Origin of the sequence: Sphingosinicella sp. BN140058 (assembly GCF_004135585.1) — a bacterium.
Classification (GTDB): domain Bacteria; phylum Pseudomonadota; class Alphaproteobacteria; order Sphingomonadales; family Sphingomonadaceae; genus Allosphingosinicella.
Genome location: NZ_CP035501.1, coordinates 2,714,272 through 2,728,638 on the forward strand (window position 1 = coordinate 2,714,272; position 14,367 = coordinate 2,728,638).

General features: G+C 66.9%; 15 protein-coding genes. 5 read left to right on the forward strand and 10 right to left on the reverse strand.

Annotated features, from left to right (window positions below):
- The first annotated feature begins 105 nt into the window (after window positions 1-105).
- The 3 genes from ETR14_RS12355 to ETR14_RS12365 all read left to right on the forward strand — a co-directional run bounded on the left by ETR14_RS12355 (window position 106) and on the right by ETR14_RS12365 (window position 4,839).
- Complete coding sequence (locus ETR14_RS12355; protein ID WP_129384903.1) at window positions 106-2,058, forward strand: HWE histidine kinase domain-containing protein; 1,953 nt, start codon at window positions 106-108, stop codon at window positions 2,056-2,058.
- A gap of 145 nt (window positions 2,059-2,203) precedes the next feature.
- Window positions 2,204-3,769 carry a hypothetical protein gene (locus ETR14_RS12360; RefSeq protein WP_129384905.1) on the forward strand — a complete coding sequence of 522 codons (1,566 nt, stop codon included), beginning with the start codon at window positions 2,204-2,206 and terminating at the stop codon, window positions 3,767-3,769.
- A complete protein-coding gene (locus ETR14_RS12365) occupies window positions 3,769-4,839 on the forward strand; it encodes a glycosyltransferase family 2 protein (protein WP_206186033.1) in 1,071 nt (356 codons plus the stop codon). Before ETR14_RS12360 ends, ETR14_RS12365 begins: the two co-directional genes overlap by 1 nt.
- On the opposite strand, the gene ETR14_RS12370 is transcribed toward ETR14_RS12365, so the two are convergent.
- A complete protein-coding gene (locus ETR14_RS12370) occupies window positions 4,773-5,501 on the reverse strand; it encodes a bifunctional 2-polyprenyl-6-hydroxyphenol methylase/3-demethylubiquinol 3-O-methyltransferase UbiG (protein WP_129391792.1) in 729 nt (242 codons plus the stop codon). The two genes, ETR14_RS12365 and ETR14_RS12370, sit on opposite strands and share 67 nt — an antisense overlap.
- Window positions 5,501-5,902 (reverse strand): GtrA family protein, encoded by a 402-nt coding sequence (locus ETR14_RS12375; protein ID WP_129384909.1) that lies wholly within the window; start codon window positions 5,900-5,902, stop codon window positions 5,501-5,503. Before ETR14_RS12375 ends, ETR14_RS12370 begins: the two co-directional genes overlap by 1 nt.
- 115 nt (window positions 5,903-6,017) lie before the next feature.
- Between ETR14_RS12375 and ETR14_RS12380 the strand changes: the two genes are divergently transcribed.
- Complete coding sequence (locus tag ETR14_RS12380; RefSeq protein ID WP_129384911.1) at window positions 6,018-7,784, forward strand: AcrB/AcrD/AcrF family protein; 1,767 nt, start codon at window positions 6,018-6,020, stop codon at window positions 7,782-7,784.
- A gap of 3 nt (window positions 7,785-7,787) precedes the next feature.
- On the opposite strand, the gene ETR14_RS12385 is transcribed toward ETR14_RS12380, so the two are convergent.
- Genes ETR14_RS12385 through gluQRS form a run of 8 tightly spaced genes read right to left on the reverse strand, consistent with a single transcriptional unit; the run spans window position 7,788 to window position 13,624 of the window.
- Complete coding sequence (locus ETR14_RS12385) at window positions 7,788-8,411, reverse strand: MarC family protein (protein WP_129384913.1); 624 nt, start codon at window positions 8,409-8,411, stop codon at window positions 7,788-7,790.
- 16 nt (window positions 8,412-8,427) lie between these two features.
- Entirely contained in the window at window positions 8,428-9,318 is an 891-nt protein-coding gene (gene folD / locus ETR14_RS12390) for a bifunctional methylenetetrahydrofolate dehydrogenase/methenyltetrahydrofolate cyclohydrolase FolD (protein WP_129384915.1), read from the reverse strand.
- A gap of 7 nt (window positions 9,319-9,325) precedes the next feature.
- Window positions 9,326-9,622 carry a YggT family protein gene (locus ETR14_RS12395; RefSeq protein WP_129384917.1) on the reverse strand — a complete coding sequence of 99 codons (297 nt, stop codon included), beginning with the start codon at window positions 9,620-9,622 and terminating at the stop codon, window positions 9,326-9,328.
- Between the two features lie 57 nt (window positions 9,623-9,679).
- Complete coding sequence (gene egtD / locus ETR14_RS12400) at window positions 9,680-10,642, reverse strand: L-histidine N(alpha)-methyltransferase (protein ID WP_129384919.1); 963 nt, start codon at window positions 10,640-10,642, stop codon at window positions 9,680-9,682.
- Window positions 10,639-11,922 carry an ergothioneine biosynthesis protein EgtB gene (gene egtB / locus ETR14_RS12405; RefSeq protein ID WP_129384921.1) on the reverse strand — a complete coding sequence of 428 codons (1,284 nt, stop codon included), beginning with the start codon at window positions 11,920-11,922 and terminating at the stop codon, window positions 10,639-10,641. Before egtB ends, egtD begins: the two co-directional genes overlap by 4 nt.
- 46 nt (window positions 11,923-11,968) lie before the next feature.
- Complete coding sequence (locus ETR14_RS12410; protein ID WP_129384923.1) at window positions 11,969-12,541, reverse strand: cob(I)yrinic acid a,c-diamide adenosyltransferase; 573 nt, start codon at window positions 12,539-12,541, stop codon at window positions 11,969-11,971.
- A gap of 3 nt (window positions 12,542-12,544) precedes the next feature.
- Window positions 12,545-12,748, reverse strand: coding sequence for an HIG1 domain-containing protein (locus tag ETR14_RS12415; protein ID WP_129384925.1), 204 nt, complete (start codon window positions 12,746-12,748; stop codon window positions 12,545-12,547).
- 9 nt (window positions 12,749-12,757) lie between these two features.
- Window positions 12,758-13,624, reverse strand: coding sequence for a tRNA glutamyl-Q(34) synthetase GluQRS (gluQRS, locus tag ETR14_RS12420; protein ID WP_129384927.1), 867 nt, complete (start codon window positions 13,622-13,624; stop codon window positions 12,758-12,760).
- 166 nt (window positions 13,625-13,790) lie between these two features.
- On the opposite strand from gluQRS, the gene ETR14_RS12425 reads away from it, so the two are divergent.
- Window positions 13,791-14,357: an HNH endonuclease gene (locus ETR14_RS12425; protein WP_129384929.1), complete on the forward strand. Its 567-nt coding sequence runs from the start codon at window positions 13,791-13,793 to the stop codon at window positions 14,355-14,357.
- The last annotated feature ends 10 nt before the right edge of the window (window positions 14,358-14,367 follow it).

Below are 14,367 nucleotides of genomic sequence, written 5' to 3' on the forward strand. Positions count from 1 at the left end.
ATCTTCGCGATCCGCTGGGAACGCCCATTACGGGCTATGTTGGTCCTTCCTCGCGCAACCCGCACGGGCTAGACTGCGCATTCTGTTCGGGGGAGCTTCGCGTTCATGGCTGTCCATTCGTCGATTCAGCGGGCTGCCCGCTTCTGCCGGATGGGCAACGCCATTCGCGAACGCGACTGGACGGAAACCCCGCTGGGGCCGATCGAACGTTGGCCGGACCGGCTTCGCTTCGCCCTCGAAATCTGTCTTCGCTCGAGCACGGCCAGCGCCGTATATTGGGGCCCCGAGCTGACCCTGCTCTACAACGATGCCTTTGCGGACGTGCTCGGCGCGCCCGAGGAGCGGCTGCTGGGGCTCCCCGCCGCCGAGGCCTATGCGCGCCTCTGGGACTGGCTCGGCCCCCAGTTCGCACAGGTGATGGACACCGGCGAGGGGATGGTCGTCGCCGAGCAGAAGATTCCGATCACGCGCAACGGCGTGATCGAGGAGACATACTGGACCTACACGCTCAACCCGCTCGTCGCGGAGGACGGAACGGTCTGCGGGATCATGACCCAGCGGGACGATGTCACGCGCGCAGTGCTGGCCGAGCGGCGTCTGTCCTTCCAGATCCGTCTTGCCGACGCGCTCCGGGGCGAGGGCGATCCGCAGCAGGTGAAGCATATTTCCACCGCTCTGCTCGGCGATTTCCTGAAGGCGCCGCGGGTCGGCTACGCGGAGGTCGACGAAGCGACGGGCGTTGCGGTCGTGCGCAGCGACTGGTCTCGCGAGCCTGGTGCTGGACTGGCCGGAAGCCGGGTCGAGCTCGGCGCATTCGGCGAGGAAGCATTGGCCTATCTGCGCTCCGGCGAGGTGCTGGTGCTCGCCGATATCCGTGACGTTCCGACCGAACGGCCGGGCATCGTCGGGATGTGGGAGACGATGGGCGTTCGCGCGCTGATCACCGTGCCGCTGGTGCGCGAGGGCGAATTGAAGGCGCTGCTCTACGTTCACGAGCCGCAGCCGCGCCATTGGCGGCGGGCCGAGGCAGCGATCGCGCGCGACGTCGCCGAGCGCACCTGGTCCGCGGTGGAACGTGCACGGGCCGAGCGATCGCTCCGCGACAGCGAAGACCATTATCGCCGTACCGTCCAATTCAATCCTCAGGTAACCTGGACGGCGCTTGCCGACGGCAGCCTCAACCGGGTTGCGGACCGATGGGCGGAGTGGACGGGCACCACCGGCCTCGGCGACAGCTGGACGGAGGGCCTGCACCCTGACGACATTGCGCCGACTGGGGACGCCTGGCGTCGCTCGGTTGCGAGCGGCGCGGATTTCGACGTCGAACACCGCTTGATGATGCGCGACGGCAGCATCCGCTGGGCGCGGTCCCGTGCCTTTCCGCAGCGCGGCAGCGACGGCGCGATCGAGCTCTGGTACGGGTCCACCGAGGATATTCACGAGCGCAAGGTGGCGGAAGAGCATCAGCGCCTGCTGATCAACGAGCTCAACCACCGCGTGAAGAACAGCCTCGCCAGTGTTCAGGCGATCGCCTTCCAGACGCTGAAGGGGGACATCAGCGTAGCCGAGGCGCGCAGCCGCTTCGAATCGAGGCTGCTTGCACTGTCGCGCGCCCACACTCTGCTGACCGAGCAGAATTGGGAACGCGCCGATCTGGAGCATGTGGTCCGCGATGCCACCGAGCATCTTTCCGAGGATGGCGGGCGCTTCCTGCTGTCGGGCGAACCGCTCTGGGTGACTCCGCGTGCGGCGCTGGCCCTGGCTCTTGCGATGCACGAACTCGGCACCAATGCCGCCAAATATGGTGCGCTGTCGAAGGACGGCGGGACGATCTCGATCAGCTGGCGCCTCGATGAACGCAACCTGCTGCTCGACTGGAAGGAACGCGGCGGCCCGCCGGTCACGCCGCCGCTGCGACGCGGCTTCGGCTCGCGCCTGATCGAGAAGGGGCTCGGGTCGGATCTGAACGGCCGCGCGGACCTGACCTTCGAGCCGGACGGTGTTCGCTGCTCCATCCAGGCGACGCTTGAGACCGTCAGGGCCGTTGAACTCGGCTGAGCCATTCTCCCACATGCGGGGCTCGACGGGACCTTCCCGGCCTCAAGACGCGCGCGCAAGCCGAAGGAACGAACTTTCCGGTTGATCTTCCGCCCGGGCTGGGGAAGTCAGCGGCAGACTTTCCCCGACGAGCACTCTCAACAACATGACACGCGTTTCGCCCGAAGCAGAGGCCCGGCATTGGTGGGAGCATCCCTGGCTTCTCGTGGCGATCGTGCTCGCATCGGCGATGCCGCTGCTGTGGCCGAACATCCCCCCGCTCGTCGACCTCCCCGGCCATATGGGCCGTTACCACGTTCAGCTCGAAATCGCGCGGTCCCCCGTTCTGCAGCAATTCTACGATTTCAAATGGGCGCTGATCGGCAATCTGGGGGTCGATCTGCTGGTCGTCCCGCTTGCCAAGGTCCTTGGTCTCGAACCGGCGGTGAAGCTCATCGTCATCCTCACCGCGATGATCACCACCGCCGGAATGCTGTGGGTCGCGTCCGAGGTTCATGGCCGGATTCCGCCGACCGTCTATTTCGCGCTGCCCCTGGTCTTCAACTACCCGCTCATGTTCGGCTTCATCAATTTCGCGCTGTCGATGGGGCTTGCCCTGCTCGCCTTCGCCTTCTGGCTCAGGCTAGCGCGGCAGGGTCGATTGAAATTGCGCGCCGCCTTGTTCGTGCCGATCTCGGTCCTGATCTGGGTGGCGCATACGTTCGGCTGGGGGACGCTGGGCGTGATGGCTTTCTCCGCCGAGTTCATCCGCCAGCTCGATCTCAGGCGCGGCTTCTTCCGCGGAGGCTTCAACGCCGGCGTGCAATGCATCGCTTTATGTCCGCCCGTGCTGCTGATGCTCGCCTGGCGCAGCGGCGATCACGTCACCGGTTATACCGGGCAATGGTTCCTGTGGCGCCAGAAGCTCAATTGGGTGCTGATGGCGCTTCGGGATCGGTGGGAGCTGTTCGACAAGGCTTCCCTGGCGGTGATCGGCCTCGTTCTGCTGCTCGGTTTGCTGTGGTGGCGACGGCTGGAATATTCGCGCAACCTGGCCGCGTCCGCTCTCTTTCTGGCGCTCGTCTACATCTGCCTGCCGCGCATCGTGTTCGGCTCCAATTACGCCGACATGCGGCTTGCGCCGTTCGTGATCGCGGTCGCGGTGATCGCGATCCGCTTCCGGCGTAACTGGGGCGGCAAGACGGGCACGATCCTCGCCATCGCCGGGCTCGGCTTCTTCGCCGTTCGCACCGCCGGCACCACCGCGAGCCTGTATCTCTACGACAAGGCCTATGACGCCGAACTGGCCGCGATCGATCACATTCCCGAAAATGCCCGGGTCGTATCGTTCGTCGGGGTCAATTGCCGCAAGAGCTGGGCGATGACCCGACTCGAACACCTCCCCGCCGTCGCTCTGGTGCGCAAGAGCGCCTTCTCGAACGATCAATGGTCGATGGAGGGGGCCCAGCTGCTCACCGCCCATTATCCGGACGGCGGTTGGTTCACCCGGGATCCGTCCCAGCAGGTGCTCGGGCGGCTCTGCCGGGGCGAGAAATGGTGGACCTTGAACCAGGCGCTGGAGCGGTTTCCGCGCAAGGCCTTCGATTATGTCTGGCTGATCCAGCCGCCGGCCTATGATCCGAGTCTCACCAAGGGGCTAGAGCCGCTCTGGCGCAACGGCCGGTCCGTGCTCTATCGGGTGGTCGACCGTACCCAGCCCCGGATACCCTGATGGCCCTCGCGCTTTCGATCGTCGTTCCCTGTTACAATGAAGAGGCGTGTCTGGGCGAGCTGCATGGCCGGCTCAGCCGGGCCGCCGCCGGCGCGGTCGGCGATTCCTACGAGATCGTTCTCGTCAACGATGGCTCGCGGGATCGCTCCTGGGCGCTGATGCAGACTCTCTCCGCCGCCGATCCCCATCTCGTCTGCATCAACCTGTCGCGCAACCACGGCCATCAGCTGGCGCTGACCGCCGGCCTCGATCTTTGCTCCGGGGCGCGGATCCTGATCATCGATGCCGATCTTCAGGATCCGCCCGAATTGCTCGGCGAGATGCTCGCCGAGATGGAGGCGCGCGACGCCGACGTGGTTTATGCCGTCCGACGCGCGCGCGCCGGCGAGACCGCCTTCAAGCGCTCCACGGCCAAGATCTTCTATCGCCTGCTGTCCAGGCTCGCCGAGATCGAGATCCCGCTCGACACCGGCGATTTCCGGCTGATGAGCCGGCGTGCGCTCGATGCCTTGCTGGCGCTTCCCGAACAGGCGCGTTTCATTCGCGGGATGGTCGCCTGGGTCGGCTTCCGGCAGGTTCCGATCGCCTATGATCGGGCCGAGCGCCATGCCGGGCAGAGCAAATATCCGCTGTCGAAGATGATGCGGTTCGCGCTCGATGCGGTGACCGGCTTCTCGACCGCGCCGCTGCGGATGGCGAGCCATATCGGCCTGTGGCTGGTCGCCGCCTCCGTGCTGCTGCTCGGCTACATTGCGATCGGCTTTCTCACCGGCAGCGCCATCCAGGGCTGGACGTCGCTGATGCTGGTCGTCGTCATCCTCGGCGCGGTGCAGATGTTCGTGCTCGGCATGATCGGCGAATATCTTGGCCGGCTCTACATCGAATCGAAGCGGCGGCCGCTCTACATCGTCTCCGACATTGCCGGCCACGCCGGTAACCATGGCCGCCTCGGCCACGTCGCCCACGCCGCAGAGGAGGCCTCCGATGCGGCGCCGTCCGCCGATCAGCCCAAGGACACAATCGCGACCAGCGACACGCCCGGCGGCAGCGGCATCCGCCCGACCGCATAGCGTTCCAACCCGAAGATCGCTTCGAACAGGCTGTTGACCGGCTTGGCCGGAAGCGCGTCGTCGCTGTCTTCCTTGCGGGTGATCCGCCCGGCGATCCGCGCCGCCGCGGCGAGCGGGAAGAGCAGGCTGTTGAACCAGCTCATCATCTCGATCTTTAGCCCGGCCGCGCCGATCACGGCCCGCAGGGTGGCGCGGGTGTAGCGCCTCTTGTGATGGTTGACGACGTCATGGGCGCTCCACATCCACGGATGCGCCGGCACGGTAATCAGGATCCGGCCGCCGGCCTTCAGCTTGCGCGCGATGCTCTGCAGCGCCGCGCGATCCTCCTCGACATGTTCGAGCACGTCGAGGATCGCGACCAGATCGTAGGCGCCGTCCTCTACCCCGGCGAGCGCGGGCAAGGGCGAATCGCCGATCGGCCGGCCCAGCCGCTCGGCGGCGAGCGCGCGTGCCGCCGGATCGATCTCGATCCCGTCGGCACGGCCGAAGCGCTGGAGCATCTCGAGATTGTGCCCGGTGCCGCAGCCGATCTCGAGGATGCGGGGGGCCGCCGGCAGATCGATCTTGCGGGCGATCAGGGTGGCAAGGATGTCGCGGCGGGCGCGATACCACCAATGCCGGCTGTCGAGCTCGGCCATCCGATCGTAGACGATGCGTTCCATCAGCCGAATACCCATTGCCGGTTGAGTGTGAAGGTGACGAGCGGAGTAACGAAGAACATCGGGATCACCGGCCACCAGGTCGGCCCGTTCATCGGGCCGGTCAGGAACCAGACGAACAGCGTGTTCAGCGCCAGGCTGATCAGCGAGACGATGATGAAGCGGAACGTCCGCACGCCCTTATTGTCGCGGCTGCCGTGGCCGGCGAAGCTCACCTTGCCGTGAAGGAACCAGCCGGCGATCACCGCGGCGACATAGCCGAGGAAATTCGCGGCGATCGGCGGGACGCCCAGGAAGGTGGCCGGAAACCAGTATACGACGGCGCTGAGACCGGTCAGGAACCCGCCGACCAGGGCGAAGCGGATGAGCTGCGATATCAGCCCGGCCGCGCTCGATTCGTTCATGCTGCAGGAAATCTCTCTGTTCATCCGGGAAGAGCCCGACGCGCCAAGGCTCGCTTGCCCTTTGCGATGCAGCGATTAAGGCCGCAGCGGAGTATTGGGAAGGGGCAGCAGAGAGATGAACGCGCTGGACAGGCTTGAGAAGCACTGGCGCTGGTGGCTGCTCCTCGTCTGGCTGGTCACCTGCGGCCTGCTCATCTTCAGCCGCTGGGGGCAGATCCGCGGCTTCGGGCTGAGCGACACGGACGACAATATCCGGATGATGCAGGTCCGTGCCCTGCTGGGCGGGCAGGATTGGTACGATCTTCGCCAATATCGGCTGAACCCGCCTTACGGCGCGGACATTCACTGGTCGCGGATCGTCGATCTTCCGATCGCCGGCATCAAGCTCGCCCTTGCCCCCTTGCTCGGCGGGGCCGCAGCCGAGCGTTGGGCGGTGACGGTCGCGCCGTTGCTGCCGCTGGGCGTCGCCATGGCCGCGGTCGCCGTCACCGTGCGGCGGCTGATCGCGCCCCATGCCTACGGGCTCGCGATGGCGCTTCTGCTCTGCGCACACAGCGCCCGTGGCATGTGGTCGCCGCTCAGGATCGATCATCACGGCTGGCAGCTTGCGGCTTTGTCGGTGGCGGTGATGGGGCTTGCCGATCCCAAGCGCGCGCGCGGCGGGATCATCCTCGGGCTTGCCACCGCCTTCTCGCTGGCCATCGGGCTGGAAATGCTGCTGTACCTCGGCTTGCTCGGCGCCGCCGCGGGGCTGCTCTGGCTGCGCGATCGGGACGAGGCGCGGCGGCTCGCAACCTATGGGCTCAGCCTGGCCGGCGGCTGTGGCGTCGGCTTTCTCGTCTTCGCTTCCTACGCCAACCGGGCGCCGGTCTGCGATGCGCTTTCCCCGGTCTGGCTGTCGGTGATGGTGCTGGCCGGGGCGCTTTGCGTTGCCCTGGCCCTCGCATCACCCCAGCGCTGGCCGCTGCGGCTCGGCCTGGCGGCACTCGCCGGAGCGACCCTCGCCGCCTTCTACGCGCTCGCCTGGCCGCACTGCCTGCAGCGGCTCGAAGGCGTTTCGCCGGAGCTTGCGGCGATGTGGCTCGACAATGTCCGGGAAGCCCGGCCGCTCTACACCCATGGCTGGCAGATCGGCATCACCGTTGTTGCAATGCCGGTGGCAGGGCTGATCGGCTATGGCTTGATGATCTGGCGCAACCGCCGCGATCCCGCCAAAGTGGTCGCCTGGTCCTCGGTTGCAGCGCCGGCCCTGCTCGCCGCCTTGCTGCTCCTCTGGCAGAGCCGGGCCGGCCCGGCCGCGCAATTGCTCTCCATCCCCGGCGCGACCGCGCTCGGCTGGCTGATCGTCCCGAGTCTCGGCACGAGCCGGTGGATGCTCCTGCGCGTGGTCGGAACAGTCGCCGTCTTCCTGCTCGTGTCAGGGATCCTGCCGCAGGAAGCCACCCGTTTCATCCCCAAGCCCCAGTCGAAGGTCTCCGCGATCGCCAACAAGGCGAACGGCAGCTGCCCGACCCTCGCTGCCCTGCGCCCGATCGCCCAGCAGCCGAAAGGCTATGTGCTGACCTTCGTCGATCTCGGGCCGCGCCTGATCACCGTCACCCATCATGATGCGGTCGCCGGCCCTTACCATCGCAACGGTGCCGATATCCTCGACGTGATGAAGAGCTTCCGCGGCACCGTCGACCATGCCCATGGCGTGATTGCCCGGCGCAAGATCACCTACGTGCTGATCTGTCCGGGCATGGCCGAATCGACCGTCTACGCCGCTTATGCAAAGAACGGCTTCTACATGCAGCTCGTCCGGAACAAGCTGCCGGCCTGGCTGGAGCGGGTGCCGCTGCCCAAGGATTCACCGTATCGCATGTACCGCGTGATCGGCTGACGGTCAGACCTTGAAGCTGACCATGATGCCGTCGATCACGAACTGGGCGGCGAGCGCGGCCAGGATGACGCCGAGCAGGCGGGTCAGCATCGCTTCGAGCTTCTGACCGATCAGGCGCATCAGCGGGCCGGCGGCGAGCAGGGCGAGCAGGGTCAGCAGCATCACCGAGGCCAGCGCGCCGAGCACAATCGCGGTCTCGTGAACGCCGTGGCTGCGCGCCACAAGCAGCATGATCGACGCAATCGAGCCGGGCCCGGCGATCATCGGGATCGCCATCGGGAAGACCGAGATGTCGTCATGCGTCGGATCGGAATTGACCTCCTGGGCGCGGGTCTCGCGGCGCTGGGTCCGTTTCTCGAACACCATCTCCAGTGCGATCAGGAACAGCATGATGCCGCCGGCGATGCGGAACGCCGCCAGGCTGACTCCGAGCGCCCGCAGCAGATCTTCGCCGAGCAGGCCGAAGAACAGCAGGATTCCGAAGGCGATCGCAACCGAGCGCCAGGCCATGGCGAAACGGTGGGTGGCGGGGGTGTCGCGGGTGAGGCCGGCGAAGATCGGCGCGCAGCCGGGCGGATCGATGATGACGAAGAAGGTGACGAAGGCGGAGACGAAGAGCTCGATCACGCCACTCGCCCCATGTTCACAATCCCTCGGGAGCCGGAAGCCCCGCACGTGCGCAGGCCGCGACCAGCGTGTTGCGGAGCAGGACGGCGATGGTCATCGGCCCGACACCGCCCGGCACCGGCGTGATCGCCCCGGCGACCGCGGCCGCGCTGGCGAAATCGACGTCGCCGACCAGCCGTCCCTTGCCGCCGTCGTCACCGCCCAGCCGGTTGATGCCGACGTCGATCACCGTCGCGCCCGGCTTCAGCCAGTCGCCCGTGATCATCTCGGCGCGGCCGACGGCGGCGACGACGATGTCGGCGCGGCGGACCACGTCCGGCAGGTTGCGGGTGCGGCTGTGGGCGACGGTCACGGTGCAGCTCTCCGCCAGCAGCAGCTGCGCCATCGGCTTGCCGACGATGTTCGAACGGCCGATCACCACCGCATCCAGCCCGGAAAGGTCCCCGAGCCGGTCCTTGAGCAGCATCAGGCAGCCGAGCGGCGTGCATGGCACCAGCCCGGCCTCGCCGACCGCAAGCCGTCCCGCGCTGATCACGTGGAAACCGTCGACATCCTTGTCGGGATCGATCGCCTCGATCACCGCCTTGTCGTCGATCCCTGCCGGAAGCGGTAGCTGGACGAGGATCCCGTCGACATTGTCGTCGCCGTTAAGCTGCTCGACGAGGGCGATCAGCTCTTCCTGGCTGGCGGTGTCGGGCAGCCGATGCTCGAAGCTCGCCATGCCGGCCGCCAGCGTCGCCTTGTTCTTGGAGCGGACGTAGACGTGGCTCGCCGGGTCCTCGCCGACCAGCACCACGGCAAGGCCGGGCGCACGTCCCAGCGCGGCCGCGAAGGCCGGTACCTTTTCGGCGACCCGTTCGCGAAGCCGCGCGGCGAAGGTCTTCCCGTCGATCAGGTCGGCGCCCATCGGATCCTCAGGTGTAGAGCGAGACGAGAAGGCCGGGGAGAAGGTAATCCTTCACGATGATGATCAGCAGGATCACCACCATCGGCGACAGGTCGATACCCCCGAAATCCGGCATGATCCGGCGGATCGGCCGGTAGAGCGGCTCGGTGAGGCGGTCCAGGGCGGTGAGGAAGGAGCGCATGCCGTCATTGTGGGTGTTGATGACGTTGAAGGCGATCAACCAGCTCAGGATCGCCTGGAGGATGATGACGTACATCACCACCGTAAGCAGCAGATTGGCAATTCCGAAGAGGGCCGGCAACATTCTATTCTCCCCGAGCGAGAGGCCCATGTAGGGGCCTGCGCCCGGTCGGGCAATGGATCACGGCGCGAAGCGCAGCGGATCGGCGCGGGCGAGAAGAATGGCGAAGGTGTCGCCCTCGGCGGTCCATTCGTCCGTCACGGTCCAGCCGCCCGCGGTGAGCAGCAGCCGCGCATCCCGCGGGCCGTATTTGTGGCTGTTCTCGGTGTGGATGGTTTCGCCGCGCCGCATCTCGAAGCGCGCACCCGCCACTTCGAAGCGGACGTCCTCCATCGCCTCGAGGTGCATCTCGATGCGCGACAGGCCGTCATTCCAGATCGCGCGATGCGCGAAGGCCTCGACCGGCACATCGCCGTCGAGCTCCCGGTTGATCCGGTGGAGGAGGTTCAGGTTGAACGCTGCGGTGACACCCTGGGCATCGTCATAGGCGGCGAGCAGGGTCTCGATCGGCTTCACCCGGTCCATCGCGATCAGCAGAAAGGCGCCGACGCCGAGCGTCTGGCGCATCGCCCGCAGCAGGTCGACCGCCGTGCCGGGCACCATGTTGCCGATCGTCGAACCGGGAAAGAAGCCGAGCTTCCGCCGCATCGCGACCGCCGCCGGCAGTTGGAAGGGCCGCATGAAATCGGCCTCGACCGGGTGGATGGGAAGGCTTGGGAACAGCCCCTGCAGCGCGTCCGCTGACTGGCGCAGGAACGCGCCGGAAATGTCGACGGGCACATAGGCCGCCGGCGCGACGGCGCGGAGCAGCAATGGCGTCTTGGTGGATGAGCCGGAGCCGAACTCGACGACCACGTCGCCGGTGCCGGCGATCCGCGCGACATCGCCGGCGTGCCTGTCGAGCAGGGCGAAGTCGGTGCGGGTCAGATAATATTCGGGCAATTCGGTGATCGCCTCGAACAATTCGGATCCGCGATGATCGTACAGCCAGCGCGCCGGGATCGCCCGGATCGGCGCGGCGAGGCCGGCCAGCACGTCGGCCCGGAATGCAGGATCGGTCGGCGGGCGGCGAAGCTCGTTCATCGGATGTCCCTTGCGAGGCGCAGGCCGCAAAATTGCCAGCGTTGGTGGGGGTAGAAGAAGTTGCGGTAGGATGCCCGCACATGCCCCCGCGGCGTCGCACAGCTGCCGCCGCGCAGCACGAACTGATTGACCATGAATTTGCCGTTATATTCGCCGACCGTGCCTTCGGCGGCACGGAAGCCGGGGTAGGGCGTGAACGGGCTGGCCGTCCACTCCCAGACATCGCCGAACATCTGCTTCAGCCGGGTCTCGCCGTGGGCTGGCCGGGGGCGAACGGCGCCCGGCCGATCCAGCTGGTTGCCGGCGAGCGGATCGCAGCCCGTGGCGGCGGCTTCCCACTCCGCTTCGGTCGGCAGGCGCGCGCCCGCCCAGCGGGCGAACGCGTCCGCCTCGTACCAGCTGACATGGGCGACCGGCTCGGCGGGATCGACCGGGTGGAGCCCGTCCAGCCCGTAGCGGAAATAACCGTCGGCGCCCGCATCCCAGTAAAGCGGCGCGCGGATGGCATTGCGCTTCACCCAGTCCCAGCCGTCGGCAGTCCAGTGGCCGGGCGTCTCGTACCCGCCCGCCTCGATGAAGCGGATCCACTCGCCGCTGGTGACGGCGCGGTCGGCAAGTTCGAACGGCCGCAGCAGAACCGGGTGGCGCGGCGTCTCGCAATCGAATGCGAAACCGTCGCCGCCATTGCCGATTTCGGCAGTTCCCCCGCCGAAGCGGGCTCCGCCCATCGCTTCGGCGGCGTCGGGTCGCTCCTCCTCGCGCGGCCAGAGCGCAATGCCGAGCGGGTTTTCCGAAAAGGTCGCGAGCAGATCGGTCAGCATCAATTCCTGATGCTGCTGTTCGTGATGGAGGCCGAGCTCGAGCAAGTGCAGCGCTGGCGCGGGAAGCAGGGTGAAGGCGCCGAGCACCGCCTCCTCGATGCGCTCGCGATAGTCGAGGATCTCGGCGAGCGACGGGCGGCTGAGCATGCCGCGCTTGGCGCGGGGATGCCGCGCGCCCTCGCCATCATAATAGGAATTGAACAGATAGGCCCAGCGCTCGTCCTGCCGCCGATAGCCCTCGACATGGTCGCGCAGAACGAAGGTCTCGAAGAACCAGGTGGTGTGGGCGAGATGCCATTTCGCCGGGGAAGCATCGGGGCAGGGTTGAAGGGTCGCGTCGGCGTCGGAAAGCGGTGCCGCGATCCCGCGGCTCAGCGCCCGCACCGCCTCGAAGCGGTCGCGAAGCGATGAGCCCTGCGAAAGGGATGAGCCCTGCGAAGTGGTAACCTGTGTCGCCATTGTCTTTCCCCCCGGACGAGGAGTCTTGCCATCATCCTGATGCAGGTTAACCGCGCGTCGCGCCCGGCTGCCAGAGAATATCGCCGCCATCGGCCTGCGCGACGCGGCGCGCGAGCACGAACAGATGATCCGAGAGGCGGTTCAGATAGGTGAGTGCGAGCGGGTTGAGGGGCATCTCGGCCGCGGCGGCAACCGCCGAGCGCTCGGCCCTGCGGACGATGGCGCGGGCGAGATGAATGTGGGCGCCGCCGCCGCTGCCCCCGGGGAGGATGAAGCTGCGGAGCGGCTCCAGCGCGGCGTTCATCGCGTCGATTTCCGCTTCCAGACGATCGATCTGCGCCTGCACGATCCGCAGGCTCATCTCGGTCGGCGCGAAATCCTCGCCCGGGGTGGCGAGATCGGCGCCGAGATCGAACATCTCGTTCTGAATCGCGCCGAGCATCGCCTGATGGTCGGCGCCCCTGACGTGGAGCGCAGCGATGCCGATCGCGCAATTGGCTTCGTCGACGTCGCCGATCGCCTGCGCCCGCGGATGCGCCTTGGAGATGCGCGATCCGTCGGCGAGCCCGGTCAGGCCTTCGTCACCCGTGCGGGTGTAGATTCGATTGAGCCGGACCAGCGATCAGGACCTTCCGCTCGCCATCATCAAGAACAGGATGATGAACACGATCGCGATCGCCTGATACATGATCCGCTTGCGCATCAGTTGCTGCGAGCGTTCGCCGGTCAGATCCTTCTGCTGCGCCATCCCGATCACACCCTTGGCGAGGACGAACAGGGTCGCGCCGGCGGCGAGGAGGATCAGCAGGAAGAGAAAGACGTCCATCGCCCCTATCTAGGCGCCCGCCGTAGAATATCCACCTGGCAATTGGCCCATGCGCAGATCGGCGATCAGCGCCGCCGGATCGGTGCCCGATTCCCGCAAGCTGGCGAGGGTCGGGGCCCCATTGCGCTTGGCAAGGCGCCGGCCGTCGCTGCCGGTGAGCAAAGCGTGATGGTGGTAGAGCGGCGTCTGGAGGTCGAGCAGGGCCTGGAGCAGCCGGTGCACGTCGGTGGCGGCGTAGAGATCTCGGCCGCGCACCACGTCGGTGACCCCCTGGGCGGCATCGTCCACGGTGACGGCGAGATGGTAGCTGGTCGGCGCGTCCTTTCGGGCGAGCACGACGTCGCCGAACGCCTGCGGCTCCGCCAGCACCTCGGTGTCGCCGTCATGCCAGTAGAGCGGCCCGGTGGCGGCGATCGCGCGAGCCGTATCGAGCCGCCAGGCATGCGGCTCGGCCGCGATGCGCCGCGCCCGCTCTCCGGCGTCGAGCCGCCGGCAGGTGCCGGGATAGAGCGGTCCGTCCGGCCCGTGCGGCGCCGACGCACTTGCCGCGACCTCGGCCGCGATTTCGGAGCGCGTACAGAAACAGGGATAGGCCAGGCCGCGATCCTTCAGCCGGTCCAGAGCCTCGGCGTAGATCGGCAGGCGTTCCGACTGGAACAGGATTTCGCCGTCCCATTCGAGGCCGAGCCAGATCAGATCCTCGATGATCCCGTCGACGAAGACGGCGCGGGCGCGTCCGGGATCGATGTCCTCGATGCGCAGCAGAAAGGCGCCGCTGCGCTCTCGCGCATGATCGTGCGCGAGCAGGGCGGAATAGGCATGGCCGAGATGCAATCGCCCGGTCGGGCTCGGCGCGAACCGAGAAACGATCTGCATCAGTGCTTTGCCCCTTGACCGCGAGTCACCGGCCATGCTGTCATGCGCATGTCACCTTCTCATGAAAGGAGGTGCTGGACAGGGGACGCTTCGTTCTCCGTCCTGGGTGCGACAGGCGGGGTCGTTCGAGGTCGTTCCTCGGGACACGGAGGCCGTCGCCGAGCGCATGTACCATCCCGACCTTCTCAGACATCCTGATTCATGCCCTGCGTTGGTGCTGAACGCCGATTACACGCCGCTGAGCTATTATCCGCTCAGCCTGTGGCCATGGCAGACCGCGGTCAAGGCCGTGTTCCTGGAGCGGGTCGACATCGTCGCTCAATATGCGCGCGAGGTGCACAGCCCCACCCGCTCGTTCAAGCTGCCGTCGGTGATCGCGCTTCGGCAATATGTGAAGCCGTCGGAAAACCCGGCCTTCACCCGGTTCAATCTGTTCCTGCGCGATCGCTTCGAATGCCAATATTGCGGCGACATCCGCGAGCTTACCTTCGATCACGTCGTGCCGCGTGCCCAGGGCGGGCGCACGACCTGGGAGAATGTCGCGACCGCCTGCGCGCCCTGCAACCTGCGCAAGGGCGGGCGGACCCCCGCCGAGGCGCATATGCATCTGTTCCGGCGGCCCTACCGCCCGACCAGTTGGCAGCTTCAGGAAAATGGCCGCAGCTTCCCGCCCAACTACCTCCACGAGAGCTGGCGCGATTACCTTTATTGGGACATCGAGCTGGAGGCGTAGGGAGGGACCG

Bases quoted from the DNA above. Each gene is read 5' to 3' on its own strand.
- ETR14_RS12355 (WP_129384903.1), top strand. From the start codon at position 106: ATGGCTGTCCATTCGTCGATTCAGCGGGCTGCCCGCTTCTGCCGGATG.
- ETR14_RS12360 (WP_129384905.1), top strand. From the start codon at position 2,204: ATGACACGCGTTTCGCCCGAAGCAGAGGCCCGGCATTGGTGGGAGCAT.
- ETR14_RS12365 (WP_206186033.1), top strand. From the start codon at position 3,769: ATGGCCCTCGCGCTTTCGATCGTCGTTCCCTGTTACAATGAAGAGGCG.
- ETR14_RS12370 (WP_129391792.1), bottom strand. From the start codon at position 5,501: ATGGAACGCATCGTCTACGATCGGATGGCCGAGCTCGACAGCCGGCAT.
- ETR14_RS12375 (WP_129384909.1), bottom strand. From the start codon at position 5,902: ATGAACGAATCGAGCGCGGCCGGGCTGATATCGCAGCTCATCCGCTTC.
- ETR14_RS12380 (WP_129384911.1), top strand. From the start codon at position 6,018: ATGAACGCGCTGGACAGGCTTGAGAAGCACTGGCGCTGGTGGCTGCTC.
- folD (WP_129384915.1), bottom strand. From the start codon at position 9,318: ATGGGCGCCGACCTGATCGACGGGAAGACCTTCGCCGCGCGGCTTCGC.
- ETR14_RS12395 (WP_129384917.1), bottom strand. From the start codon at position 9,622: ATGTTGCCGGCCCTCTTCGGAATTGCCAATCTGCTGCTTACGGTGGTG.
- egtD (WP_129384919.1), bottom strand. From the start codon at position 10,642: ATGAACGAGCTTCGCCGCCCGCCGACCGATCCTGCATTCCGGGCCGAC.
- egtB (WP_129384921.1), bottom strand. From the start codon at position 11,922: ATGGCGACACAGGTTACCACTTCGCAGGGCTCATCCCTTTCGCAGGGC.
- ETR14_RS12415 (WP_129384925.1), bottom strand. From the start codon at position 12,748: ATGGACGTCTTTCTCTTCCTGCTGATCCTCCTCGCCGCCGGCGCGACC.
- gluQRS (WP_129384927.1), bottom strand. From the start codon at position 13,624: ATGCAGATCGTTTCTCGGTTCGCGCCGAGCCCGACCGGGCGATTGCAT.
- ETR14_RS12425 (WP_129384929.1), top strand. From the start codon at position 13,791: ATGTACCATCCCGACCTTCTCAGACATCCTGATTCATGCCCTGCGTTG.